23 protein-coding genes and 1 tRNA gene are annotated in these 23,495 nt (G+C 68.1%); 12 read left to right on the forward strand and 12 right to left on the reverse strand.

Annotated features, from left to right (window positions below):
* The first annotated feature begins 17 nt into the window (after positions 1–17).
* Positions 18–1,088, forward strand: coding sequence for an L-rhamnose/proton symporter RhaT (rhaT, locus tag CSW64_RS08355; RefSeq protein ID WP_099621679.1), 1,071 nt, complete (start codon positions 18–20; stop codon positions 1,086–1,088).
* 147 nt (positions 1,089–1,235) lie between these two features.
* Here the strand turns inward: rhaT and CSW64_RS08360 are convergent.
* Both CSW64_RS08360 and gph read right to left on the reverse strand, forming a co-directional pair.
* A tRNA-Val gene (locus tag CSW64_RS08360) sits at positions 1,236–1,310 on the reverse strand.
* A 33-nt stretch (positions 1,311–1,343) separates the two neighbouring features.
* Positions 1,344–2,060 carry a phosphoglycolate phosphatase gene (gene gph, locus CSW64_RS08365; RefSeq protein ID WP_099621680.1) on the reverse strand — a complete coding sequence of 239 codons (717 nt, stop codon included), beginning with the start codon at positions 2,058–2,060 and terminating at the stop codon, positions 1,344–1,346.
* A 36-nt stretch (positions 2,061–2,096) separates the two neighbouring features.
* Between gph and glmU the strand changes: the two genes are divergently transcribed.
* On the forward strand, positions 2,097–3,464 hold the full coding sequence (glmU, locus tag CSW64_RS08370; protein WP_245863895.1) for a bifunctional UDP-N-acetylglucosamine diphosphorylase/glucosamine-1-phosphate N-acetyltransferase GlmU: 1,368 nt from the start codon (positions 2,097–2,099) through the stop codon (positions 3,462–3,464).
* 89 nt (positions 3,465–3,553) lie between these two features.
* On the opposite strand, the gene CSW64_RS08375 is transcribed toward glmU, so the two are convergent.
* Entirely contained in the window at positions 3,554–4,465 is a 912-nt protein-coding gene (locus CSW64_RS08375; protein WP_099621682.1) for an alpha/beta fold hydrolase, read from the reverse strand.
* Between the two features lie 139 nt (positions 4,466–4,604).
* Here CSW64_RS08375 and CSW64_RS08380 point away from each other — a divergent pair, with 139 nt between their 5' ends.
* The 3 genes from CSW64_RS08380 (at position 4,605) to CSW64_RS08390 (ending at position 6,665) form a co-directional block, all read left to right on the forward strand.
* Positions 4,605–5,162: a hypothetical protein gene (locus CSW64_RS08380; RefSeq protein ID WP_099621683.1), complete on the forward strand. Its 558-nt coding sequence runs from the start codon at positions 4,605–4,607 to the stop codon at positions 5,160–5,162.
* Between the two features lie 106 nt (positions 5,163–5,268).
* The gene (locus tag CSW64_RS08385) at positions 5,269–5,871 is read left to right on the forward strand and encodes a hypothetical protein (protein WP_150131360.1); all 603 of its coding nucleotides are present in this window, start codon (positions 5,269–5,271) and stop codon (positions 5,869–5,871) included.
* A gap of 239 nt (positions 5,872–6,110) precedes the next feature.
* Positions 6,111–6,665: a hypothetical protein gene (locus CSW64_RS08390; RefSeq protein ID WP_150131361.1), complete on the forward strand. Its 555-nt coding sequence runs from the start codon at positions 6,111–6,113 to the stop codon at positions 6,663–6,665.
* An 82-nt stretch (positions 6,666–6,747) separates the two neighbouring features.
* On the opposite strand, the gene ahpF is transcribed toward CSW64_RS08390, so the two are convergent.
* Together ahpF and ahpC are read right to left on the reverse strand one after the other, a co-directional pair.
* Entirely contained in the window at positions 6,748–8,331 is a 1,584-nt protein-coding gene (ahpF, locus tag CSW64_RS08395; RefSeq protein WP_099621686.1) for an alkyl hydroperoxide reductase subunit F, read from the reverse strand.
* A 109-nt stretch (positions 8,332–8,440) separates the two neighbouring features.
* Positions 8,441–9,004, reverse strand: a complete 564-nt coding sequence (gene ahpC / locus CSW64_RS08400; RefSeq protein WP_099621687.1) for an alkyl hydroperoxide reductase subunit C — start codon at positions 9,002–9,004, stop codon at positions 8,441–8,443.
* Positions 9,005–9,173: 169 nt separating this feature from the next.
* On the opposite strand from ahpC, the gene rpiA reads away from it, so the two are divergent.
* The 4 genes from rpiA to CSW64_RS08420 all read left to right on the forward strand — a co-directional run bounded on the left by rpiA (position 9,174) and on the right by CSW64_RS08420 (position 12,974).
* The gene (gene rpiA, locus CSW64_RS08405) at positions 9,174–9,854 is read left to right on the forward strand and encodes a ribose-5-phosphate isomerase RpiA (RefSeq protein ID WP_099621688.1); all 681 of its coding nucleotides are present in this window, start codon (positions 9,174–9,176) and stop codon (positions 9,852–9,854) included.
* 144 nt (positions 9,855–9,998) lie between these two features.
* On the forward strand, positions 9,999–11,381 hold the full coding sequence (gene gor / locus CSW64_RS08410) for a glutathione-disulfide reductase (protein ID WP_099621689.1): 1,383 nt from the start codon (positions 9,999–10,001) through the stop codon (positions 11,379–11,381).
* A 181-nt stretch (positions 11,382–11,562) separates the two neighbouring features.
* The gene (locus CSW64_RS08415; RefSeq protein ID WP_099621690.1) at positions 11,563–11,877 is read left to right on the forward strand and encodes a hypothetical protein; all 315 of its coding nucleotides are present in this window, start codon (positions 11,563–11,565) and stop codon (positions 11,875–11,877) included.
* Positions 11,874–12,974, forward strand: coding sequence for an ImmA/IrrE family metallo-endopeptidase (locus tag CSW64_RS08420; protein WP_099621691.1), 1,101 nt, complete (start codon positions 11,874–11,876; stop codon positions 12,972–12,974). Before CSW64_RS08415 ends, CSW64_RS08420 begins: the two co-directional genes overlap by 4 nt.
* Here the strand turns inward: CSW64_RS08420 and CSW64_RS08425 are convergent.
* Positions 12,964–13,884: an alpha-glutamyl/putrescinyl thymine pyrophosphorylase clade 3 protein gene (locus tag CSW64_RS08425; protein ID WP_150131362.1), complete on the reverse strand. Its 921-nt coding sequence runs from the start codon at positions 13,882–13,884 to the stop codon at positions 12,964–12,966. The two genes, CSW64_RS08420 and CSW64_RS08425, sit on opposite strands and share 11 nt — an antisense overlap.
* A gap of 10 nt (positions 13,885–13,894) precedes the next feature.
* Positions 13,895–14,959, reverse strand: a complete 1,065-nt coding sequence (locus tag CSW64_RS08430) for a thymidylate synthase (protein ID WP_150131363.1) — start codon at positions 14,957–14,959, stop codon at positions 13,895–13,897.
* A 684-nt stretch (positions 14,960–15,643) separates the two neighbouring features.
* Here CSW64_RS08430 and CSW64_RS08435 point away from each other — a divergent pair.
* Positions 15,644–17,017, forward strand: a complete 1,374-nt coding sequence (locus tag CSW64_RS08435; protein ID WP_099621694.1) for a class II 3-deoxy-7-phosphoheptulonate synthase — start codon at positions 15,644–15,646, stop codon at positions 17,015–17,017.
* Here the strand turns inward: CSW64_RS08435 and CSW64_RS08440 are convergent.
* Positions 17,014–17,358, reverse strand: a complete 345-nt coding sequence (locus CSW64_RS08440) for a winged helix-turn-helix transcriptional regulator (RefSeq protein WP_099621695.1) — start codon at positions 17,356–17,358, stop codon at positions 17,014–17,016. The genes CSW64_RS08435 and CSW64_RS08440 overlap by 4 nt on opposite strands.
* 96 nt (positions 17,359–17,454) lie before the next feature.
* Between CSW64_RS08440 and CSW64_RS08445 the strand changes: the two genes are divergently transcribed.
* The gene (locus CSW64_RS08445) at positions 17,455–18,315 is read left to right on the forward strand and encodes an NAD(P)-binding domain-containing protein (protein WP_099621696.1); all 861 of its coding nucleotides are present in this window, start codon (positions 17,455–17,457) and stop codon (positions 18,313–18,315) included.
* Between the two features lie 6 nt (positions 18,316–18,321).
* Here the strand turns inward: CSW64_RS08445 and CSW64_RS08450 are convergent, their stop codons facing one another.
* The 3 genes from CSW64_RS08450 to CSW64_RS08460 all read right to left on the reverse strand — a co-directional run bounded on the left by CSW64_RS08450 (position 18,322) and on the right by CSW64_RS08460 (position 21,808).
* On the reverse strand, positions 18,322–19,572 hold the full coding sequence (locus tag CSW64_RS08450) for a DUF418 domain-containing protein (RefSeq protein WP_099621697.1): 1,251 nt from the start codon (positions 19,570–19,572) through the stop codon (positions 18,322–18,324).
* Positions 19,573–19,637: 65 nt separating this feature from the next.
* Positions 19,638–20,645, reverse strand: a complete 1,008-nt coding sequence (locus CSW64_RS08455; protein ID WP_099621698.1) for a hypothetical protein — start codon at positions 20,643–20,645, stop codon at positions 19,638–19,640.
* Positions 20,646–20,899: 254 nt separating this feature from the next.
* Entirely contained in the window at positions 20,900–21,808 is a 909-nt protein-coding gene (locus tag CSW64_RS08460; RefSeq protein ID WP_099621699.1) for a cobalamin biosynthesis protein CbiG, read from the reverse strand.
* A 121-nt stretch (positions 21,809–21,929) separates the two neighbouring features.
* On the opposite strand from CSW64_RS08460, the gene CSW64_RS08465 reads away from it, so the two are divergent.
* Positions 21,930–22,283, forward strand: coding sequence for a copper-binding protein (locus CSW64_RS08465; protein WP_099621700.1), 354 nt, complete (start codon positions 21,930–21,932; stop codon positions 22,281–22,283).
* 109 nt (positions 22,284–22,392) lie between these two features.
* On the opposite strand, the gene CSW64_RS08470 is transcribed toward CSW64_RS08465, so the two are convergent.
* Positions 22,393–23,427, reverse strand: a complete 1,035-nt coding sequence (locus CSW64_RS08470) for an NADP-dependent oxidoreductase (protein ID WP_099621701.1) — start codon at positions 23,425–23,427, stop codon at positions 22,393–22,395.
* Positions 23,428–23,495: the final 68 nt, after the last annotated feature.

Here is a 23,495-nt window from a genome sequence, read left to right on the forward strand (position 1 = left end):
AGGGGGAGAACCACATCATGACGCCGAACCCTTTCCTGGGGGTCTTCTTTCACTGGCTGGGCGGCCTGTCCTCGGCCAGCTTCTACGTCCCGTACCGGCGCATCAAGGGCTGGTCCTGGGAGATCTTCTGGCTCACCGGCGGCCTGTTCTCATGGCTGATCGCGCCGTGGCTGTTCGCGGCGTTCAACACGCCGGACCTGCTGGGCGTGATCGGCGGCGCGTCTGGCAAGACCCTGTTCTGGTGCTGGTTCTGGGGCATGGCCTGGGGCTTCGGCGGCCTGACCTTCGGCCTGACCATGCGCTACCTCGGCCTGTCGCTGGGCATGGCCGTGGCGCTGGGCCTGACGACGGTCATCGGAACGCTCGGCCCGCCGATCTTCCGCGGCACGCTGGGCCAGCTCGCGGCGACGCCGAGCGGCCAGCTGACCCTGCTGGGCATCCTGATCACCCTGGCCGGCATCGTCGTCGTGGCCATGGCCGGACGGGCCAAGGAGCGCGAGACCCAGGGCGAAGCCCGTCAAGGCGTCGCCGAGTTCGACCTGAAGAAGGGCATCCTGCTGGCGATCTTCTCCGGCGTGATGTCGGGCTGCTTCGCCTGGGGCCTGGACGCCGGTCAGCCGATCCGCGAGGCGGCGCTGGCGGCGGGCTCCGCCCCGCTGATGCAGGGCCTGCCGGTGCTGTGCGTGGTGCTGCTCGGCGGCCTGACCACCAATCTGGTCTGGTGCGCCTGGCTGATCCTCAAGAACCGCACCGCCGGCGAGTGGATCGGACGCGGCGCGGCGCCGGCCGAGGGGCAGGTCCGCATGCCGCTGCTGGCCAACTATCTGCTGGCGGCCCTGGGCGGCCTGCTCTGGTACTTCCAGTTCTTCTTCTACTCGATGGGCGAGAGCCAGATGGGACGCTACGGCTTCTCGTCCTGGACGCTGCACATGGCCAGCATCATCCTGTTCTCCACCCTGTGGGGCTTCGCCCTGAAGGAGTGGGCCGACGCCAGCGCCCGCACGCGACGCCTGGTCTGGACGGGGATCGCGCTGCTGGTGGGCTCCACCGTCGTCATCGGCCTGGGCAACATGCTTCAGGCCGGCTGATCCGCCTCGCGGATCGCCTTCAGGGACGCGGACGCCAGCCGGCGCCTGCGTCCCTTTGCGTTTCTGCGATGAATCCTACGCCGGTCGCGAGACGGGCGGCGAAAGGACGCCGTCACAACGCCAGGTCTCTGATTTCCAGGAGGAAAATGGTGGATGCGACAGGGATTGAACCTGTGACCCCCTCGGTGTGAACGAGGTGCTCTCCCGCTGAGCTACGCATCCGCCGACGGGGCCAGCGCCCCGGGGAGGGCGGGTCTATAGCGAGTCGGCCGCCGCCTCGCAAGGCGCCGCGAGCGCCACGATGAGCGCTTCGAGCTCCGAGTAGTGCGAGAACAGCCGGTCGCCGCCCAGTTCCGCCGCCGGCAGGTCATTGTAGCCGAACGTGGCGACCAGGCAGGGCGCGCCCGCCGCCCTGGCCGCGCCGACGTCCGGAGAGGCGTCGCCGACCATGACCGCGCGCCGGGGGACGCCGCCCGCGCGGGCGATCGCTTCCAGCAGAGGCGCCGGATCCGGCTTGCGGACCGGCAGGGTGTCGCCGCCGACGACGGCGTCGAAGCAGCGGGCCATGTCCAGCTCCGCCAGCAGGGCGTGGGTCATCGCCTCGGCCTTGTTGGTGCAGACGGCCAGCCGCGCGCCGCGCGCCCGGAGCGTCGCCAGGGCGTCGAGGCAGCCGGGGAAGGGGCGGCTGTCGCGGGCGATGCGACCCCTGTAGGTCTCCAGCAGCCGCGGCCACAGCGCGTCGACCTGCGTCTCGGAGATCGTCGCGCCGGCCAGCGCGAAGCCGCGCGGCAGCATGGCCCGCAGACCGTGGCCGATCAGCTGCCGCACCGCCGTCATCGGCGCGGGCGGCAGGCCTTCCTCGACCAGGACGGCGTTCAGGGCGCCGATCAGGTCCGGCGCGGTGTCGATCAGGGTGCCGTCCAGGTCGAAGGCGACCGTCCAGCCGGCGAGGTCAATAGCAGGGTCATGCATCGGCTCCGGCTTTCGGCTAAACGCGTGGGGAAAGCAATCACTCGACGAGTCGAACCGATGACCGCACGCGCCGCCGTGATCATGGCCGCCGGCCAGGGCACCCGGATGAAATCGCCGACCCCGAAGGTCCTGCACAGGGTCGGCGGGCGGACCATGCTCGATCGCGCCATCGACGCCGTCCAGGCGGCCGGCTGCGAGCGGGTGGTGGTGGTCTGCGGAACCCACAGCCCGGCGGTGGCCGAGCATGTGCGCAGGCGGCTGGGCGACGACGCCGTGGCCATCCAGAACCCGCCGCTGGGCACCGCCCACGCCGTACTGGCGGCCAGGGAGGCTCTGGCCGGGTTCGACGGCGAGGTGCTGGTCACCAACGCCGACTGCCCGCTGCTGACCGCCGACGACCTGGCGCCGATCTTCGAGCGCCTCGCCGCCGGCGACGACCTGGTCATGCTGGCCTTCGAGGCGGCGGACCCGGCGCTGTACGGCCGCATGATCCAGGACGCCGACGGCCGCCTGTTGCGCATCGTCGAGGCGCGCGACGCCTCGCCGGAGGAGAAGACGGTCAAGGTCTGCTATTCGGGCATGCTGGGCGCGGCGGCCGGGCCCCTGTTCGACTGGCTGGCCAAGGTCGACAACGACAACGTCAAGTCCGAGTACTACATCACCTCGATCGTCGGCGTCGCCAATGCGGCCGGCAAGCGGGTGGGCGTGGCCTTCGCCTCGGAGACGGCGGTCATGGGGGCCGACGATCAGGCCGGCGTCGCCCGCGCCGAACGGTTCTGGCAGGACCGGACCCGCGCCGCGCTGATGGCCGGGGGCGTCAGCATGGTCGCGCCGGAGACCGTCTTCCTGAGCTGGGACACCAAGATCGCCGGCGGCGCGGTGCTGGAGCCCAACATCGTCTTCGGCCCTGGCGTGCAGGTCGAGAGCGGCGCGGTGATCCGGGCCTTCAGCCACCTGGAGGGCGCCGTGGTGCGCGGCGGCGCGATCGTCGGCCCCTACGCTCGCCTGCGGCCCGGCGCGGACATCGGCGAGGACGCCCATATCGGCAACTTCGTCGAGGTGAAGAACGTCACGGTCGGCAAGGGCGCCAAGGCCAACCACCTGGCCTATCTGGGCGACGGCTCGGTCGGCGCGAAGGCCAACATCGGCGCCGGCACGATCTTCTGCAACTACGACGGCTTCGACAAGGCCAAGACCCATGTGGGCGAGGGGGCTTTCGTGGGCTCCAACTCCTCGCTGGTGGCCCCGGTGAGCATCGGCGCGGGCGCCTACACCGGCTCGGGCAGCGTGATCACCCAGGACGTGGCGCCGGACGCCCTGGCCCTGGAACGCGCCCCGCAGGTCGAGAAGGAAGGCTGGGCGGCCCGCTTCCGCGCGGCCAAGCTGGCCCGGAAGCAGAAGTAGGATTGGGGACATGCTCCGGCGCAGCCGGCGCGTGTCCCCGCGACAGAGGAAGGGGACACGTACCTTGCAGGTACATGTCCCCCGCCTTTCTAGCCCTTCGCGAAGGCCTCGATGTCGGCGTTGAGGCGGTCGATGTGGGTCACGAACAGGCCGTGGGGAGCGCCCTCGTAGACCTTCAGCGCGGTTCCCGGGACCAGGGCGGCGACCTGGCGGCCGGTGGCTTCCAGCGGGGCCGAGGCGTCCTTGTCGCCGTGGATGATCAGGCTGGGGATTTTCAGCGACCGCAGCTCGGCCCGGAAGTCGGCCGCCGTCAGGGCGCGGTTGCAGTCGACGACCGCCCGCATCGAGGTCTGCAGCATCATGTCCTTGAGCCAGCCGCGCATGGCTTGGCTGGTCTGGGGCGTGACGAAGGGCTCGGTGTTGTCGTCGACCCAGCCCGGGAAGTCGGTCAGGTACTGTCGGCGCACGGCCTCGTAGACCTCCGCCGGCGCGCCGTAGGGATTATCCGCCTTGGCGGTCAGGCAAGGCAGGGCGGGGGCCAGGAACAGCAGCTTGCGGACCCGGCCCTTGCGGCCATGGCGGGTCAGGTAGCGGGTCGCCTCGCCGCCGGACATCGAATGGGCGACCAGGACCACGTCGCGCAGGCCCAGCTGCTCGATGACCGCGTCCAGATCGTCGGCCAGGGTGTCGAAGTCGTAGCCGCGGCCCGGGTCGTCCGACTTGCCGTGGCCGCGCCGGTCGTAGGCGACGGTGCGCAGCCCGGCGTCGTTCAGCGGCGCGGCCTGGTAGGCCCACATCTCGCTGGTCAGGGCCCAGCCGGACAGGAACAGCACGGTCGGCCCGTCGCCCCAGTCGCGGACGAACAGCCGGGCGCCGTCCCGCGTCGTCACCGGACCGCCGCGGCGGGGCGCGGGCTGGCTCGCCGCAGCCTGGGCGGCCGCCGGCAGGGTCGCGCCGGCTCCGGCGGCGGCGGTGAAGGTCAGAAGGCTGCGGCGGTCCATGTCTCGCTCCGGTGTAGGTCCTGCGCCCGGCCGTCCGGGCAGGAGCAACATGCGACCGGGCGGGAACGGGATCGATTACCTCGGAGGTAGGGGCGCGGAGGCCTATGGCCGGAAGCGTCGGAGCGTGGGATGAAGGAGCATGCGCGTCGCCCCCATGTTCATGGCCGCCCTGATCCTGTTCGCTGCCGGGTCGGCGAACGCCGCCGAGGCGGGACTGTTCGGGCTGTTCCGAGGGATTTGCGGGCCGGGGCTGGAGCCGGCCGGCGTCGCGGCGCGGGCGACGGCGCAGGGCTTCGTTCCGGCCAAGAAGCCGCCGAAGTCCGATGGAGCGACGGAGACCAAGAGTTTCGAGAAGACCATCGACGGCCGCGCGTTCTTCGTCGTCGCGGCCCGCCGGGCCGACAAGGCCGAGAAGGACATGCCGGCGTCCTCGACCCTGATCTGCGGCGCGGGGGTCAAGGGCAAGGACGAGGCCGGCCTGGCCGCGGGCCGCGCCTGGGCAGGCGTTCCGGCGGCGAAGTCGATCCTGGGCGTCAGCATCTACCTGTTCACCCAGGCGGGCGGGCGCAAGCCGGTGGGCTTGAAGGACAAGGCCGCGGCCAGGGCCGCCGTGGAGGCCGGCGACCTGCACACCCTGACCGCCAGCGGCATCGGCGGCGCGAGCCTGCTGCTGCTGACCCGGACCCGGGCGGAGTAGGGGGCGAGCAAGCCTCCTCAGCTTGCGCCGTGAAGCGCCGAGCTTGACGCCGATGGGCGGCACGGCGAAGGCTTGGCGCGGGATGAAGAGGTTGGCGGGGGCCGACGTGACGGGTTGGAAAGCAATCGGCCTGGGCGTGTTCACGCTGCTGCTGTGCGCGGCGACGCCGGGCGCGCGGGCGGCGGAGCATTCCGAACTGTTCGAGATGTTCGAAGCCGTCTGCCTGCGCCATGTCGGCGACGCCGCCGGGGCCCGCGCGCAGGCGGCGAAGCTCGGCTTCGCGCCTCTTCCATCTCTCAGCGACGACAGCTTCCAGCGCAAGTCGAGCGGAGGGACCTATCTCCTGGGTTTCCAGGGGCCCGCGCTCATGTTCGGTTCCGGCGGACCGCCGGCGACCCATGAAGGATGCTCGATCACGATCGCCGGACCGGACGCCGCGGCGCCGTCCGCGCTGCGCGCCTGGCTCGCCATGGCTCCGACCGAGGAAACGGGAAGCTTGGTCAGCTACTCCTTCCGGGAGAACAACGGCGTGCGCACCCGGCTGTCGGCTGCTCAGACGAGGGGTCCGACGATCGACCTTCTTCAGGGAGGACCGGTCCGGCTCGTCAGCGCCCTGCAGCTCAAGGTCGGGGCCGAAACCACGACGATCCTCTCGGCTTCGTTTTTTGTGCTGAAGGGCGCGGCGGGGGCTCCGGCGTCGGGCCCGTAGGTCGGCGGCGAGCGGCTTCCGCCGCCCAGCTGGACGGTGGGAGCGCCCCTTCGATCTCATGCTTGGCGACGCGCCTGGCATGAGACGAAGGGACAGGGAGAGCGCTTTCGCCGTTCTCCTCGCCTTGCCTCAATGGATGACGTCTATACGCGCTTGATCCGGTCGCGCTTTGTTGGTCAGTGCTTTGGGAACTCGGAGTTGGGGGGCGGAACTTGGGTGAGTCATTCAAAGCGGGCGTGGTGAAACACGTCCTGATCGGCGTCGTGCTCACAGGCGTGATGGGTGTTCAGTCAGCGATCGCGGAGACCGCCTGGAGCGGGGATTTTCTTGCGATCTGCGGTGCGTCTCGCAACGATTTCCGGGGCGCGATCGAGAAGGCGAAAGCCCTCGGTTATGCCGAGGTTCCAGTCCCGAACCCCGGCAAGATGACCTACGCGGTCCAAATGTTCAGGGAAACAAAGGACGGCAGGCCGCTTCGTCTGATTGTCGCAGAGTCGATGGAAACGGTCGGGACGAAGCGTTGGAAATTCAGCAATTGCGCGCTTGGCACCCGTCCGACGGTCTCGGACTGGACGGCTATCGCCAGTTGGGCTGGGGTCGCGCCCGACAAGACAGGGCCGACGAAGGCCAATTACGTCTTTCACGAAAAGGGAGGGCGCTTTGTCTCGCTCGCAGGGGCCAGTGAGGCGGATTTCCAGAAGGCGGCGGCGACCAGCCGGGTGTGGATGCTGGAAATCCTGACCGAAGACGATCTGACGGACGCAACATTGTCCTACGGCGCGCCGGTGCTCTAGGCCTCGGCCGGAGCCTCTCAGCGACAGGAGATCCAGGGACACGCGCCACATTCTCCGAAGGCGGAGCATGTCCCCGTAGCGCCTAAGCCCCCGCCTGTTCCGTCACCTCGGCCGGCAGGCGGATCAGGTAATCGAACGCCGACAGCGCCGCCTTCGAACCTTCGCCCATGGCGATAACGATCTGCTTGTAGGGCGTCGTCGTGGCGTCGCCGCCGGCGAAGACGCCGGGGACCGAGGTCGCGCCGCGGTGGTCCGTCTCGATCTCGCCGCGCGGGGAGAGGGCGACCGTGTCCTTCAGCCATTCGGTGTTCGGCACCAGGCCGATCTGCACGAACACGCCTTCCAGGTCGAGGTTGTGGACCTCGTCGCTGTTGCGATCCTTGTAGACCAGGCCGGTGACCTTCTGGCCGTCGCCGCGGACCTCGGTCGTGAGCGCCGAGGTGACGATGCGGACGTTCGGCAGGCTGGCCAGCTTGCGCTGCAGGACCGCGTCGGCGCGCAGCTGGCTGTCGTACTCGATCAGGGTGACGTGGGCGACGATGCCGGCCAGGTCGATGGCCGCCTCGACGCCGCTGTTGCCGCCGCCGACCACGGCCACGCGCTTGCCCTTGAACAGCGGGCCGTCGCAGTGGGGGCAGTAGGCCACGCCCTTGTTGCGGTAGTCGTTCTCGCCGGGCACGCCCATCTGCCGCCATCGGGCGCCGGTGGCCAGGATCACGGTCCGCGACTTCAGGCTGACGCCGTTCTCGAGCTGCACCTCGATCAGCCCGCCCTCGGCCTTCGCCGGGATCAGGCGGCTGGCGACCTGCAGGTTCATGATGTCGACGTCGTAGTCCTTGACGTGCTGCTCCAGACCGGCGGCCAGCTTCGGGCCCTCGGTGTGGGAGACGGAGATGAAGTTCTCGATGGCCATGGTGTCGAGCACCTGGCCGCCGAAGCGCTCGGCCGCCAGGCCGGTGCGGATGCCCTTGCGGGCGGCGTAGATGGCCGAGGCCGCGCCGGCCGGACCGCCGCCGATGACCAGGACCTCGAACGGGTCCTTGTCCTTCAGCTTCTCGGCCGCGCGGGCGGCGGCGCCGGTGTCGAGCTTGGAGAGCACCTGCTCGATGGTCATGCGGCCCTGGGCGAACGGCTCGCCGTTCAGCAGCACGGTCGGCACGGCCATGACCTGGCGCGCCTCGACCTCGTCCTTGAACAGGGCGCCGTCGATGGCGACGTGGGTGATGTTGGGGTTCAGGGCGCTCATGGTGTTCAGCGCCTGCACCACGTCGGGGCAGTTCTGGCAGGATTGCGAGAAATAGGTCTCGAAGTGGAAGCGGCCCTCCAGCGCCTTGATCTGGGCGACGACGTCGGCGTCGATCTTGGGCGGGTGGCCGCCGACATGCAGCAGGGCCAGCACCAGCGAGGTGAACTCGTGGCCCAGCGGCAGGCCGGCGAAGCGGACGCCGGCGTCGCCGGCGGCGCGCTCGATGGCGAAGGACGGGGCGCGGTCGTCGGCGCCGTCGAAGCGGACGCCGACCTTGTCGGACGCGGCCGCGACGTCTTCCAGGAGCGCGCGCATCTCCGCGGCCGAGGACCCGTCGCCCAGGGTGGCGACCAGTTCGATCGGCTGACGCAGGTTCTGCAGGTAGGCGGCGAGCTGAGTCTTCAGGGCAGCGTCCAGCATGCGGTGCTCCGGGGTACCGTTCAAAAGCTTGAAAACAGGGGGGTAGAGGGGGCCCCGGAGGCCGCCCGCCGCAGCGGACGGCCTCCAAGGCCGGAGGCCGAGGTCGGCCTTAGATCTTGCCGACCAGGTCGAGCGACGGGGCCAGGGTGGCTTCACCCTCTTCCCACTTGGCCGGGCAGACTTCGCCCGGGTGCGAGGCCACGTACTGGGCGGCCTTGACCTTGCGCAGCAGCTCGGCGGCGTTGCGGCCGATGCCTTCGGCGGTGATCTCCATGAACTGGATCACGCCTTCCGGGTCGACCAGGAAGGTGCCGCGGTCGGCCAGGCCCTGGCCTTCGCGCATGACGCCGAAGTTGTTGGTGATCTGGCCCGAGGCGTCGCCCAGCATGGTGTACTTGATCTTGCCGATGGCCGGCGAAGAGTCGTGCCAGGCCTTGTGCGAGAAGTGGGTGTCGGTCGAGACCGAGTAGATCTCCACGCCCAGCTTCTGGAAGGCGTCGTAGTTGTCGGCCAGGTCTTCCAGCTCGGTCGGGCAGACGAAGGTGAAATCGGCCGGGTAGAAGAACACCACGGACCACTTGCCCTTCAGGTCGGTGTCGCTGACGGTGATGAACTTGCCTTCCTTGAAGGCCTGGGTCGTGAACGGCTTAATCTGGGTATTGATAAGGGACATGTCGGACTCCGGTTAGCGACGGGGAGGTTGCTACCCGGCTTCGCCCGATAAGCAAAATTGATTTGTTTGCCCTGCAGCATAGGAAATATCTATCGATGCGGCGCGAGGCGGAAACGCCCTCCCGTCGGGGCCATCCGATGCTAAAGAGCGGGCGCAACAGGGACGCGACATGACTGCCGACGATCAAAAGCGCATTTCGGGCGAAGCCGCCGCGGAGTTGGTGGAAGCCGGCATGGTCGTGGGGCTGGGCACCGGCTCGACGGCCGCCTGGTTCGTGAAGGCCCTGGCCGCGCGCAGGCTGGACATCCGCGGCGTGCCGACCTCCGAGGCCACCGCCGACCTGGCGCGCGAGCTGGGCATCGGCCTGGCCAGCCTGGACGACGTGAAGAGCATCGACCTGACCGTCGACGGCGCCGACGAGATCGGCCCGGGCCTGTCGCTGATCAAGGGGGGCGGCGCGGCCCTGCTGCGCGAGAAGCTGGTCTGGGAGGCGTCCAGGCGCTGCGTGGTCATCGCCGACGCGGCCAAGCATGTGAAGACTCTCGGCAAGTTCCCGCTGCCGATCGAGGTCGTCCGCTTCGGCCATCCGCACACCGGCCGCCGCCTGGCCGACATCGCCGCCGAGTTCGACCTGCCGCCGCCGCGGCTGCGCACCGCCGAGCGGGGCGTGGTCGTCACCGACGGCGGCAACGTGATCTACGACATGGCCTCGGGAACGATCGCCGATCCGGCGGCGCTGGCCTCGGCGCTGAAGAGCGTCACCGGGGTGGTCGACCACGGCCTGTTCCTGGACCTCGCCGACGAGGCCCTGCTGGGAACCGACGACGGGGTGGTCAAGCTCGTCCCCTAGACCCATATCAACCCCGCCCATCCCGGCGAAGGCCGGGACCCAGATACAGCCTGAGCGGTCGGTGGATCTCCTGGATCCCAGGCCATTAGTTTACCCTCGGGCGCGCTTCACGCGACCCGTGGGCCGGGAAGACGGAGAAGTTTGATGGCCAAGTACGACTACGACCTCTTCGTCATCGGGGCGGGCTCGGGCGGGGTGCGGGCGTCGCGGCTGGCGGCCATGGCCGGCGCCCGGGTGGCGGTGGCCGAGGAGCATCGCGTCGGCGGCACCTGCGTGATCCGCGGCTGCGTGCCCAAGAAGTTCATGGTCTACGCCAGCGAGTTCTCGCAGCAGGTCAAGGCCGCGCGCGGCTTCGGCTGGACCGTCGAGGCGCCGACCTTCGACTGGCCGGCCTTCATCGAGTCCAAGGACCTCGAGATCGCGCGCCTGTCGGGCATCTATGTCACCAACCTGCAGAAGGCCGGCGCAGAGCTGCTGCACGGCCGCGCCACCCTGGTCGACGCCCATACCGTCGCCGTGGGCGACCAGACCTACACCGCCGACAAGATCCTGATCGCCACCGGCGGCCGACCGACCGTGCCGACCGACCTGCCGGGCATCGAGCATGCGATCACCTCGGAGGAGGCCTTCCACCTCGAAAAGCTGCCCGAGAGCATCCTGATCGTCGGCGGCGGCTATATCGCCGTGGAGTTCGCCGGCATCTTCGCGGGGCTGGGCAGCAAGGTGACGCTGCAGTACCGCGGCCCGAACATCCTGCGCGGCTTCGACGACGACGTGCGCGTGCACCTGTCGTCGGAGATGGAGAAGCGCGGCATTCGCATCGCGCTGGGCTGCTCGCACGAGAGCATCGAGAGGGCCGAGGACGGCCGCCTGATCAGCCGCCTGAACAACGGCATGAGGTTCACCACCGAGCAGGTGATGTTCGCCACCGGCCGCGAGCCCCATGTGAAGGGCCTCGGCCTGGAGAATGCCGGCGTGCTGCTGAACGACCGGGGCGCGATCCAGGTCGACGAATATTCGCGGACCAACGTGGCCAACATCTGGGCCGTCGGCGACGTCACCGACCGCATCAACCTGACCCCGGTGGCGATCCGCGAGGGCGCGGCCTTCGCCGAGACCGAGTTCAAGAACAACCCGACCAGCTTCGACCACGACCACGTGGCCACGGCGGTGTTCTCCCAGCCGCCGATCGGCACCGTCGGGATGGGCGAGGCCGAGGCCCGCAAGCGGTTCGGCCAGATCGACGTCTACCGCACCACCTTCCGTCCGATGAAGGTCAGCTTCTACGGCGGCGAGGAGCGCACGCTGATGAAGCTGCTGGTCCGCGCCGACAACCAGCAGGTCGTCGGCGTGCACGTCGTCGGCCCCGACGCGCCGGAAATCATCCAGATGGCCGCCATCGCCGTGAAGATGGGCGTGACCAAGCCGCAGTGGGACTCCACCTGCGCCGTCCACCCGACGGCGGCGGAGGAGCTGGTCACGATGCGCGAGAAGTACATGCCGGCGGAGCTGGGGGCGGTGGGGTAGGGGGCGCGGCTGGGGTCAACACTCAGAGTCCGCCGATTGCCGACACTCCTGTTCGGCCTGGACGATGTCTGAACGAGCGCGACCACCAAGCTTTGCGTGTGATCTAGCCGAACATCGCCTGAAGCGCGACCATGCGAAGCATGGCTGATTCTCACTCAGCGAGCTGGCATGGTGACTACTGTTGGAACTTGGGTTCGAGACCAAAGGCCTTCGCCGCCTGTGCGAAAGCGACGCCTGGGCCCGAACGCAGCTCGGCGACGAAGCGGCGGCGGCCTTGCAACGCCGTTTGGCCGACCTTGAGGCCGCTAACGTGATCACCGAGCTGCCCTGGATGAACATCGAGTACGGGGTGAATGACGACGCAGCGATCGAATTTCACCCTGGCTATTGGCTGAACATCGTGGCTATTCCCGGAGCCCTTCCCATGGATGGGAATCAAGATCTCGATTGGACGACTGTGGATCGCATCAAACTCATGGGCATTCAGCTGCCATGAGCGCCGCCGAACGTTTCTCGCCGGACTGGGTGTCGCCGCCTGGCGACACCATCAGAGACGCCCTCGCCTGCCGCGATCTGACCCCTGACTTTCTCTGCCAAGAGCTAGGGCTGTCGCGTACCGCGACCGACAAGCTGCTGGTCGGCGACCTATTCATAGATACGGAACTAGCCGACGGTCTCGCGACGACCTTAGGCGCGAGCCGGCAGTTCTGGCTGTCTAGGGAATTTCTTTACCGCGAGCGGCTCGGTACCCAAGTCCAATCCGCCGCTCCGGTCGACTTTGCGACATTCAAATCCGAGCTGCCACTGAAGGATATGCGCGCCTTCGGGTGGCTAAAGGACTTCACGGAACTTAGCGGGGATCAAGCGCTCAAGGCCTTTTTCGAGGACACGCCCGGAGATTGGCAGCGGTCGGGACCGTGCTTAGCCGAGCAGGTTCGGTTTCGGACGTCATTCGCGCACAAGAGCAATCCAGCGGCCGTCGCCGCCTGGCTCCGGCAGGGTGTCCGCAGTGCGCGTCGGGTGAACTGCGCTCCATGGGACGCCGAAAAGCTGCGCGCTGCACTTCCGGCGATCCGCAACTTAGTTCGAACGAAGAAGCCGGCGGAGTTTTTTCCGAAGCTCGTCGCGATCGGGCAAGCCTGTGGGGTCGCCATCGTCTTTGTGCGAACGCCTGCGGGCTGTCGGGCGAGTGGAGCGACCCACTTCGAAGCGGCAGACAAGGCGATCATACAGCTCAGCTTCCGTTATCGCGCCGACGACCACTTCTGGTTCACTGTGTTCCACGAAATCGGCCATCTTCTCCTCCACCCGACCTCCCCCCTCTTCGTCGAAGGGCAAGATTACGAGATGACGGAGGAGGAATCCGAGGCCAACCGCTTCGCCTCCTCGATCTTGATCCCTGCCGAATTCGAGGACGATCTCCGCACCGTTCGTCGCGACTTCCGCGCCCTAGCGCGGCTGGCTAAGCGCGTCGGTGTTTCGGCAGGTATTTTGGTCGGCCAGATGCAGAACCGCGGCCTGTTGCAGCACCACCAGATGAACTTCCTGAAGGAGCGCTACGACTGGACGGACGTGGCTGACTTCACCCTCTGAACGCCACGTATTCGAACTGGGATTTCTGCCAGTTACACAAAGAGTCCTCCATCACCTGCATTCCGACATCGAGGATGGTCCCTAGATCGACGACGATGTCAGAGAGGTGGCGTACCGGGATACTAGCCGTGGGATTGTTCGCGATGAGAAGCTTGGCCCCGCGCGTCGGCCCCGTCGCGCCCTGCAGATAGGGCAGGGGCGGTTCGATGTCGGCGATGTTCAGCTTTCCAATCATCGTCAGGAAATCAAACTTGGCGGTCCGGCCGAACTGTACGATTGGCGACGCCCGATAGAGTCGATCGAACCGGGTTCTAGGGTTTGACGGTGGCTGATCGATATCCGCGACCAAGAGCGCGAAGCCTCGGTTGGCGCCGACCCATTCAATGTAGCTGGCGACCGTGTCGGCGAGGTTGTTGTCCGCGCCCGGGCGGATGCTCTCGTACTTGCGGTGATTGCCAAACGGGACACCTTGCAACTGGGCGGCGTGGGCATTGAACCAATGTCGAAACCCGTCGATGTCACCGCTGGTCCGTGCCCAAGTCCAGTTTGGACCTTGGCCGAGCGCCCCATAGACTCGACGGGTCAATTCCCACTTCCAGCGCCGATGGAAACCAAAGTGGGTCGAAAGGAAAATCAACCAGGCGGCCTCGTCCTTGTTGCCCGCCTGGTCGTGGAGATAGGCCGCCCGCACCGGATCGAACAGCGGGCTGGTTGGGTCCATACGCCCCGGACTGATTGAGCGCTGCCCAAGCTGCCGAGCAAACTCAATGCGGTGCAGGCTATCGATCATCTGGCGCACAAGGCTCGCCCGGGCGTTGGCGTCCGCAACACCCAACAGCGGCGTATGATTGGAAAAGGCGACAAGGCCGGCTGACAAAGCGGCGGCACGCTGCCGATCAAATGGTCTCACGGTCGAACTCCTAGCCGTGGCTCGCGGTTTCGAAGTCGAGCTTGGCCACTACTTGGTTCAACTTCTTCGAACGTTTGCGGATGTAGGCGGCGTAAAAGTCGCTCGCCATCTCTTTGCGAAGATCGACAACGCCCCTAAGGCGTTCACGCGGCCCATCGTAGCCGCGCGTCAGGGCGAAAATCCCGAACAGTCGGCCAATATCGGCCCAGTACGGGCTAATCTCGTGGAGCCGCGATAGAGCTTGGCTCACGGCCGCGGCGCCGCCGCCGCGGATCGCGTCCTCGATAATGAAGAGCTTCTGGATGTCTCCCCAGGGATTGCCGCTCGGCATCGCGGGCATCTCGCGGGTCGGCTGGTAGCCTTCGTGCAGGTAGCGTTCAACCTGTTCGCGATTCCGATCGTACAGGTGGAAGCTGCCAACCATGTGCTTATACGACCCAAGTTTGACCCCAAGGTCGTTCGCCATGATCTCTTGGATCATCGTGAATGCGAACACATCGTGCGGGAAGCCCATATAGACGTCATTCGACCGCATGTAGACGACCAGATTCAGTAGCCCGTCACGGACGAGAAACTGGAGCGTGCAGGTGCACGGCACGTCATTATAGTCGGCGACTATATCTTCCCGGTCGAAAAGCTGAATGACCGCCTTCCGAGTTGCTGATCTTTCCCTCAGCCGGTCTCGCACGATTTCATATTGCGACCGTTCACCGCCGAACATCCGTGGGCCGTAGGCCCCCCAGATCGTCCCGTCCGACTCAGCATACTCATCATAGCGCTTTATGTAATATTGAATCGAAGGCAAGTCATTCTTGCACGATATGTACCAGAAGAGTTCCCCAATGCAGCTAAACACGTGACCCTTCTCATGAGCGCGACTTAGGCGAGCGCGCGGCCTTGTCAGTTCAAGGACTACACCATGCTCCTCGACGGTGTTTCCCTTCTTGGGGGAGACCCGCATTTTGCTTTTCAGGAGAAGTCTGAAAGCCTTTTCGAGAAGGTCGTCCAGTGTATTGGCGCGAAGGTGCATATCTATCGACTCCAGCGTGTTGAGCTTGGCCGTGACCAGGCTCAACGGCAAGTCTGCGCAATGCACCTGCTGCGCGCTATGAGCTGCTTGCACTGTTTGCCACTAGTTACCGAGGCGCGCTTCGATAACCAAACGGCCGGAGGCGGACCCACAGATGGAGGGGGCCTCAGGAGCGCGCTACACTACCTGCGGCCTTTGGTTTCCCGTTTTGGAAGCGAACGGTCCGAGGATCAGAAAAGAGTCAGCTTCCGACGCTCGCTCGGCGCGAGACTCCCGAGACGTATACTCACGAGACATGCCGAGACATCCGGGGACAATCTGCCCCTTCGTCAGGCGCGGCTTCCAGCCGTTCAGCGAGCCATGGCCCTACAGGAGCGGCCCGCCGCAACCCACACTCCATCCGCCTACATCTCCCCAAGCTTGCGCTTTCACTAAACTTTCCCCCGCCAATCCCCGCCCGCCGCCACCGCGCTATACTGCCTCCCGTGACCACCTCGCCGCCCCTAGCGAGCCGCCCACCCGCACCCCGCACCGCCACAACGGAGACACTGAGCCCCCTCCGCCCTTCCAACCCACCACCGCCAGCCCCATCTCCACCGCAGATGGTTACATTCGCAACGATCGCGCATTCCCATGCCCTTCGCGCGACATTCGCGCGCGGCGGGCGCATAATTTTGCCTTCCGGGCCGCCTTGCTGTAAGGACGACGGCCCATTTTCGAGTTGAGACCATGACCGAGCGCTGGACCCCGACGTCCTGGAGAAGCAAGCCCGCCAAGCACGTGCCGACCGACTATCCGGATCAGGTCGTCGTCGAGCGCGTGGAAAACGACCTTCGCCGGATGCCGCCGCTGGTGTTTGCGGGCGAGGCCCGCCGACTGAAGAGCCTGCTGGGCGACGTCGCCCAGGGCAACGCCTTCCTGCTGCAGGGCGGCGACTGCGCCGAGAGCTTCAAGGAATTCCACGCCGACAACATCCGCGACACCTTCCGCCTGATCCTGCAGATGGCGGTGGTGCTGACCTTCTCCGGCGGCAAGCCGGTGGTGAAGGTCGGCCGCATCGCGGGCCAGTTCGCCAAGCCGCGCAGCGAGCCGATCGAGACCATCGACGGCGTCACCCTGCCGTCGTACCGGGGCGACAACATCAACGGCATGGCCTTCGAGGCCTCCGAGCGCACGCCGGACCCGGAACGCCTCCTGAAGGCCTACGGCCAGGCCTCGGCGACCCTGAACCTGCTGCGCGCCTTCGCCCAGGGCGGCTACGCCGACCTGCACAACATCCACCGCTGGACGCTGGGCTTCGTCGACGGCAGCCCGCAGGGCGCGCGCTACCGCGAGCTGTCGGACAAGATCAGCGAAAGCCTGGCCTTCATGGCCGCCATCGGGGTCACGCCCGAGAGCCATCCGGGCATGAAGCAGGTGGAGTTCTTCACCAGCCACGAGGCCCTGCTGCTGGGCTTCGAGGAGTCGATGACCCGCGTCGATAGCACCAGCGGCGACTGGTACGACACCAGCGCCCACATGCTGTGGATCGGCGAGCGCACCCGTCAGCTGGACGGCGCCCATGTCGAGTTCATGCGCGGCGTGAAGAACCCGATCGGCTGCAAGGTCGGCCCGACCATGGAGCCCGACGATCTGCTGCGCCTGATCGACGTGCTGAACCCGGCCAACGAGCCGGGGCGGCTGACCCTGATCGGCCGCTTCGGCGCCGACAAGGTGGCCGAGCGCCTGCCGCGCCTGATGCAGGCGACCAAGCGGGCCGGCCGTTCGGTGATCTGGTCGACCGACCCGATGCACGGCAACACCCTGAAGGCCTCCACCGGCTACAAGACGCGGCCGTTCGACCGCATCCTGGCCGAGGTGAAGGGCTTCGTGGACGTGGCCGAGGCCGAGGGCGTCCATCCGGGCGGCGTGCACCTGGAGATGACCGGGCAGAACGTCACCGAATGCCTCGGCGGCGCGCGCGCGCTGACCGAGGGCGACCTGGCCGACCGCTACCACACCCACTGCGACCCGCGCCTCAACGGCGAGCAGGCGCTGGAGCTGGCCTTCCTGGTCGCCGAGCGCCTGAAGGCGGGCCGCGACGGGCTCCGCGCAGCGAGCTAGCCGCTCAGAAGCTCCACCGCCGACCGCGTGGCGGCATGCCCTGTCCCCCAGACGGACAGGGCATGCGTCGCCGTGTTCAGCACCTGTCCGGAGGCGGTCAGCGAGTACTCGACATGCAGCACCGCGCCCTCGAAGACGCGGCGACGCACGACGCCGTCCGCCTCGAGCTCGCGAAGCTGCTGGAACAGGACCTTCTCGCTGATGCCCGGGATCTGGCGTCGCAGGGCGCCGAACCGCGTCGGGGCGGCATGCAGGACCCAGATGATCGTCGGCTTCCATTTTCCGGCGATGACGGCCAGGGCCGCGTTCAGTCCGCAGGTCTCGATCTCGATCGGCTTCAACGCGGGGCTCCGGTACGTACCAAAAGGTAAGTAATTGAATGGGCTCGTGATCCTCCACACCTGGGACCTCGCCACGAGGTTTCAAGGAGTGAAGACATGAGTGACGTGACGGTGATCGGCCTGGGCGAGATGGGCTCGGCCCTGGCGCGGGCCTTTCTGCGGTCGGGCCTGCGGACCACGGTGTGGAACCGGTCGGCCGCGAAGGCCGCCGATCTGGTCGCGGCCGGGGCCGGCCTGGCCCCCGACGCCGCATCGGCCGCCGCCGCCAGTCCGGTGACGGTCGTCTGCGTCTCGGACTACGCCGCAGCCGCCGCCATCCTCGACGACGCCGTCCTCGCGGCGCTCGCGGGGCGGACGCTGGTCCAGCTCAGCACCGGCACGCCGCGCGAAGCGCGGACGCTGGCGGCCGGGATGGAGGCGAGGGGCGTCCGCTACCTGGACGGGGCGATCCTGGCCTGGCCGCGGCAGATCGGCGGGGAGGAGGCCGTGATCGTCGCCTCCGGGCCGCAGGCGGTGTTCGAGGACGCCGAGCCGCTGTTGCGGCGGCTGGCGGGCGGCGTGATCCATCAAGGCGTCGATCCGGGCGCGGCGGCGGCGCTGTTCGCGGCGGTCCTGGCCTATCTCGCGGGACACTGGATCGGCTTCGCTCACGGCGCGCTGGTCGCCCGTTCGGAGGGGCTGGATCTGGCGGGCTTCGGCGAGACGCTGGCCGGCCTCGCGCCGAGCCTGGGCGCGGACTCCCGGCACATGGCCGCCGTGATCGCCGGCGGCCGGTTCGCCGAGCCGGAGAGCGCCCTGGCCACGGCCGGGGCGGATATCGCCCGGCTTGTGCAGCAAGCGCAGGACGCCGGCATCGGCGACGCCTGGCCGCGGTTCGCCGCGGACCTGTTCCGGCGGGCCGCCGCCGCGGGATACGGGGCGGAAGAGCATGTCGCCATCGTCAAGGTGATGGGCTGACAGGCCTCAGGCGGCCGCGGCCCTTCTGATGAAGGGCTGCGGCTTCCACTGCGCCAGCGAGCGCCAGGCCCATTCGAAGGGGCCGTAGTGGAAGCGCTCCAGCCAGGGCTTGCTCCACAGCAGCATCAGCGCCCAGACCGCCGCCACCACGATGTAGAGCTCCCACCGGCTCAGTTCGCCGTAGAGGCCCAGGCCGTAGCCGCAGAACACGAACGAGGTGAGGATCGAGGTCCCCAGGTAGTTGCTGAAGGCCATGCGCCCGGCGGCGGCGAGGCGGTCGACCAGGCCGGCGGCGCGGCCCGCGCGCACCATCATCAGCAGGACCGAAGCATAGGCCAGAGCCACGAACGGCCGGGGCAGGGCGCTGAGGGACTCGCACAGATGGCGCAGACCCGGGTCGAAACCGGATGACCAGGCCTTCCAGGCCAGGGCGGCGGTGATCGGCAGGGCGATCAGCAGGCCGAACGCAGCGACGCCGCCATAGGCCCGGTTCGGCCAGCCCAGGGTGAAGAAGCCCAGCCGGAACAGGCCCGCGCCGATCAAGGCCTGGCCGAGCGCTTCGGGCAGGGCGCTGGTCGGCATGATGAAGAGCTGCATGATCATCGCGACCCGGGCGCGGCTCTGCAGCGCCTCCAGGAAGCCGCCCTGCATCAGCCGCACCTCCTCTTCGCCGAGGGAGCGGGGCGGCTGGATCAGGATCTGCGCCTCCTGCCACTGAGCGAGCTGCACGGGGGTCGCGGTTCCGGCCTGGATCGCGGTCCACAGTGTCTCGATCCGGCTGGCCTCGTTGAGGCTGTAGGCGAGCAACGCCAGCAGGATCGCGGCGCCCAGGCCGATCATCCACAGGGGCTTCAGCCTGCGCAGCGGGAAGATCAGCATCCCGGCGATGGCGTAGGTGACCAGGATGTCGCCGAAGAACAGCAGGTAGGCGTGCAGCATCCCGAACACGAGCAGCCAGCCCATCCGCCGGTAGTGGGTCTCGGCGGGGCCGGGGCGTCGTCCTTCGGCCCGGTCCGCGATCAGCAGCATGCTGGCCCCGAACAGCATGGTGAACAGCGCTCTCAGCTTGCCGTCGGCCAGCACATAGTTCACCGCCCAGACCCAGACGTCCGCCGGCCCGTCCAGTCCCCAGTAGCTCGGATCCAGGTAGGCGAAGGTCGGCAGGCCCATGCCGACGATGTTCATCAGCAGGATGCCCAGCACGGCGAAGCCGCGCACGGCGTCGATCGATTGGTGCCGCTGCGTGGTGGTGCTCATCGACGCCCCCGTAAACCGCCGCGCAGCCTGGACGCGGGGGGCGCCGAGTTCAAATTAAGCCTTGGTCACCCTTCGAAGGCCTCCGCGACGGCGCGTTCGACCGGCTCGAACCTGAAGGTCGGCTCGTCGGCGTCGTGGCTGGCGTGGTGCAGACCCCAATGGGAGCGGCCGATCCAGACGCCCAGGCTGCGAAGATCCGCCACCAGGGCCGGGCGATCGGCGACCGACATGATCTCGTTGTCGCGCAGCCGGGCCTCGCTCAGCCGCCAGCCGAACAGCTGGTCGCGGACGATCTCGATCACCGCCGACGGCGCCCCCCGCCACTCATAGAAGGCCGAGGCTCCGGACGCGGCGCGATGAAGACGCTGTCGAAGGCAGTTGTTGTAGCGGCCGCCCGCTTCGCGCATGGCGGCCTTGGTCGTCAGCGGCCGCAGGCGCTCCGTGCCGGGGAAGGGGGGCGGGGGAAGTTCGGGCAGGATGTCCTCACGCAGGCGGTCCATCAGGCTTTCGACGGTGCGGGCGCCCGCCCATCGCCGGGCGATGCGCTCGCCGACCCCTTCGCCGTCCCGCGCCGAGATCGCCGTGAACGCCTCGGTGGCCAGGGCCGCCTGGTCCGGCAGCAGCGGCAGGCGATGCAGCCCGGCCCGCACCAGCGGCGGCGGCGTGCCGTGCAGCGCGCGGGCGGCGTCGGCCTCGATGGCCTCCGCATGGGCGAGGATCTTGGCTGTCTCCGGCCGCGCCAGCAGGGCCAGCAGCAGGTCGTAGTCGGTCCGGCTCCAGGCGCGCTCGCCCAGGCGGCCGAGCGCGCGTAGCAGGCCGCGCGGCGGACTCTGCAGGATCAGGCGAAGCGCGCGCTTGAGCGGAATGGTCAGCACGGCGCGCAGGTCGACGCCCGGTCGCCCGCGGGTCAGGCCGAGAGCGATCAGGTGACGCTGGGCGGCGCCCGCGGTCAGGAACGGCCCGTGCGGCGCGGGCCAAAGCGCGGCGACGCGATCGGCGAACTCGCCGGCCAGGTGGATCAAAAGGGGGGACGGCTCACGGCGTTCGGCCGGCGGCGTCGACAGGGTAGGCATTCTGGGTTCCGGGTGTCGCGCGACCCGGAGGCGCGCGGTTTCAGACGAAGAGGTTGGGAAGGCGCGCGTCCCGCCATCCGGTCGCGCGCAGACGATCACCCTTCGGGCGACGTCCAGATGTGCGCGCGTCAATCGTCATTCGAATCCCTCTTGGCTCGGACCTGAGCCCGCTGCGTATCCCATGGATATCGTCAGTCGGCAACCGATGTGATGGCGGAGTCGGAGTTTCCGTGGCGGCGAGGCCATGGCGAGCCTCAGACCCCGAGGATCCAGCCTTCTTCCGTCTCGACCACGCCGCGTTCGGCGTCCGTGGTCTCGCCCTTGGGGCCGAACTCGAGGCCGAGCTTTCCGGCCTCGTCCAGGCGCAGGAAATGCTCGCACAGCGCGCGGACCTGAGCCCGGTCGGCGATCTCGCCCGGCTCGGGACGCACGTCGCCGAGCGCCGGGTAGACCTCGGCGAACACCGCCTCGACGCCGGCCAGGTCGGCCTCGGTCAAGGTTTTCCAGCCGGTCTGGAACGGCCAGGCGCGGGCCTTGTCGCCCATCTCGTCGGCGAGGGCCTTCACCCGCGGGATGCCGACGATGGCCTGGCTGCCGACGGTGCCGTTGCCGAACACCTGCCAGACGCTCTTCGCGCCCGACTTGCCTTTGCCCTGGGTGAGCTTCTCCGTCCGGCGGAACTCCGGCGGAAGGCCGGCGCGGTCGACCGTCGGCTTGGTCGTGGCGAGCCAGCGCTGGGCGTCGTTGGCCGGCGCCCCCCAGAACGGCCAGGCCTCGTCGGTCATCAGCCGGTTCATCTTGGCGGCGACGGCGAAGCGGTTGTTCACATTGGTCGGCTTGTCGACCACGTCCTTGGCCAGGAAGGCCCACATGCCGGACCAGTCGGCCGGCTTGACCTTCAGCAAGGCGGCCGTGCCCTCCGGATAGCCGAGCGGGAAGTCGAAGCCGATCAGGACCCGTTCTCCGCGGCGGCGCAGGTCGGCCAGGACCTCGCGCAGGGTCGCCATCGCGGCGTCGCGGGTCGGCGGGTTGTGGGCCTCGAAGGTCGGGCGGAAACGGATGTCGCGCTTGATGACGCCGATCCAGATCGAATCCTTGCCGGTGCGCGCGGCGGCGGCGGCGCTCCAGTCGACCATCACATAAGCGCTGAACAGGCGCGACACGGCTTACTCTCCGAACAGGGATCGGCCGGGCTTTTAGCCCTCCCGGGGCGCGGGCGGAAGCGGGCGCCGTTCACAAGCCCATGCTTCGTGCTATGGCGGCGATCCGTTCACGGAGGTTTTGATGAGGGCTCTGGGCCTGTTCGCCGTCGTCTGCGCCCTGGCCCTGACGGGCTGCGGGCCGGAAGCTTCGCGTCCCGACGCGGCCAAGGCCCGCGCCCGGATCATCCCGCCGGGGCCGACGGGACCGATCTACGCAAGCATCGGCGTCGTCAGCGAGGCGACCTCGTCGCGCGTGGTCCTGGACCATGAGGGATCGGCGGACGCCGGGCTGCCGGCCGGACGCACGACGTTCAGGACCTGGGCGGATGTGATCGCCGTCTCGCCGGGCGAGCCGGGATCGCGCGTGGCATTCAAGTTCCAGAAACTGGGCGACGGCTGGGCGCTGGTTGAGATGACGCCGCGCTCCCAAAACTAGCGGTCATCCCGGCCGCAGCGCGTCGCGCGGATAGCCGGGACCCAGCCCGCGCCGTCGCCCTGGGTCCCGGACCGGCCTGGCGGCCGTCCGGGATGACCGGGGAAAGGGGTCAGCTCAGCTTGACCAGCATCTTGCCGGTGTTCTCGCCCTTGAAGAGCTTGAGGAAGGCGCCGGGGGCGTTCTCGATGCCCTCGTCGACGGTCTCCTTCCATTGCAGCTTGCCCGACGAGATCCAGCCCGACATGTCCTGCAGGAACTCCGGCAGCAGGTGGAAGCTGTTGGAGACGATGAAGCCTTCTAGCCGGATGCTCTTGCCGACGGCGGCGATCAGGTTCTTCACGCCGTACATTTCGCCGGTCGAGTTGTACTGGCTGATCATGCCGCACAGGGCGAAGCGGGCGAACGGCCGGGCGGCGGCCAGGGCGGCGTCCATATGGGCGCCGCCGACGTTTTCGAAGTAGACGTCGATGCCGGTGGGCGCGGCCCGGGCGAGGGCGGCGGTCAGGTCGGCTTCGGCCTTGTAGTCGATGACCTCGTCGCAGCCGATCGACTTCAGGAAGGCGACCTTGTCGGCGCCGCCGGCCGAGCCGATGACCTTGTGGCCCTTCAGCTTGGCGATCTGGACGACGACCGAGCCCACCGCGCCCGCCGCGCCGGACACGAAGACGATGTCGCCTTCCTTCAGCGCGGCGATCTTCAGCAGGCCCACCCAGGCGGTCATGCCGGGCATGCCGGCCACGCCCAGGAAGGTCTGCGGCGGCAGGCCATAGGTGTTCAGCTTGGTGATGGTCGCGGCCTGGCCGGCGGTCGCCTGGGCCAGCGGCGCGGCGCTGGTGTTGAAGGCCTCGCGCCAGCCCAGCATGCTCTGGACGATGTCGCCGACCTGGAAGTTCGGATCGTTGGAGGCGACCACCTCGCCGACCGCGCCGCCCTGCAGGGCCTCGCCGATCTGGAAGGGCGGGACGTAGCTCTTCACGTCGTTCATGCGGCCGCGCATGTAGGGGTCGACCGACATGTACAGGTTGCGCACCTGCACCTCGCCGGGGCCCGGCGCGGGCAGGTCTACGGTCGCCAGTTCGAAGTTGTCGGCGACCGGGGTCCCGACGGGGCGGCTCTTCAGGCGGATCTCACGCGAGACGGTCATCGACGTTTCCTCTGCGGGTTTACGGCGTATATTCAAACGATCGTTTAGCGCGTTTCCTGACTTCGCGG

This window comes from Caulobacter mirabilis (genome assembly GCF_002749615.1).
In the GTDB taxonomy this organism is placed as follows: Bacteria; Pseudomonadota; Alphaproteobacteria; order Caulobacterales; family Caulobacteraceae; genus Caulobacter; species Caulobacter mirabilis.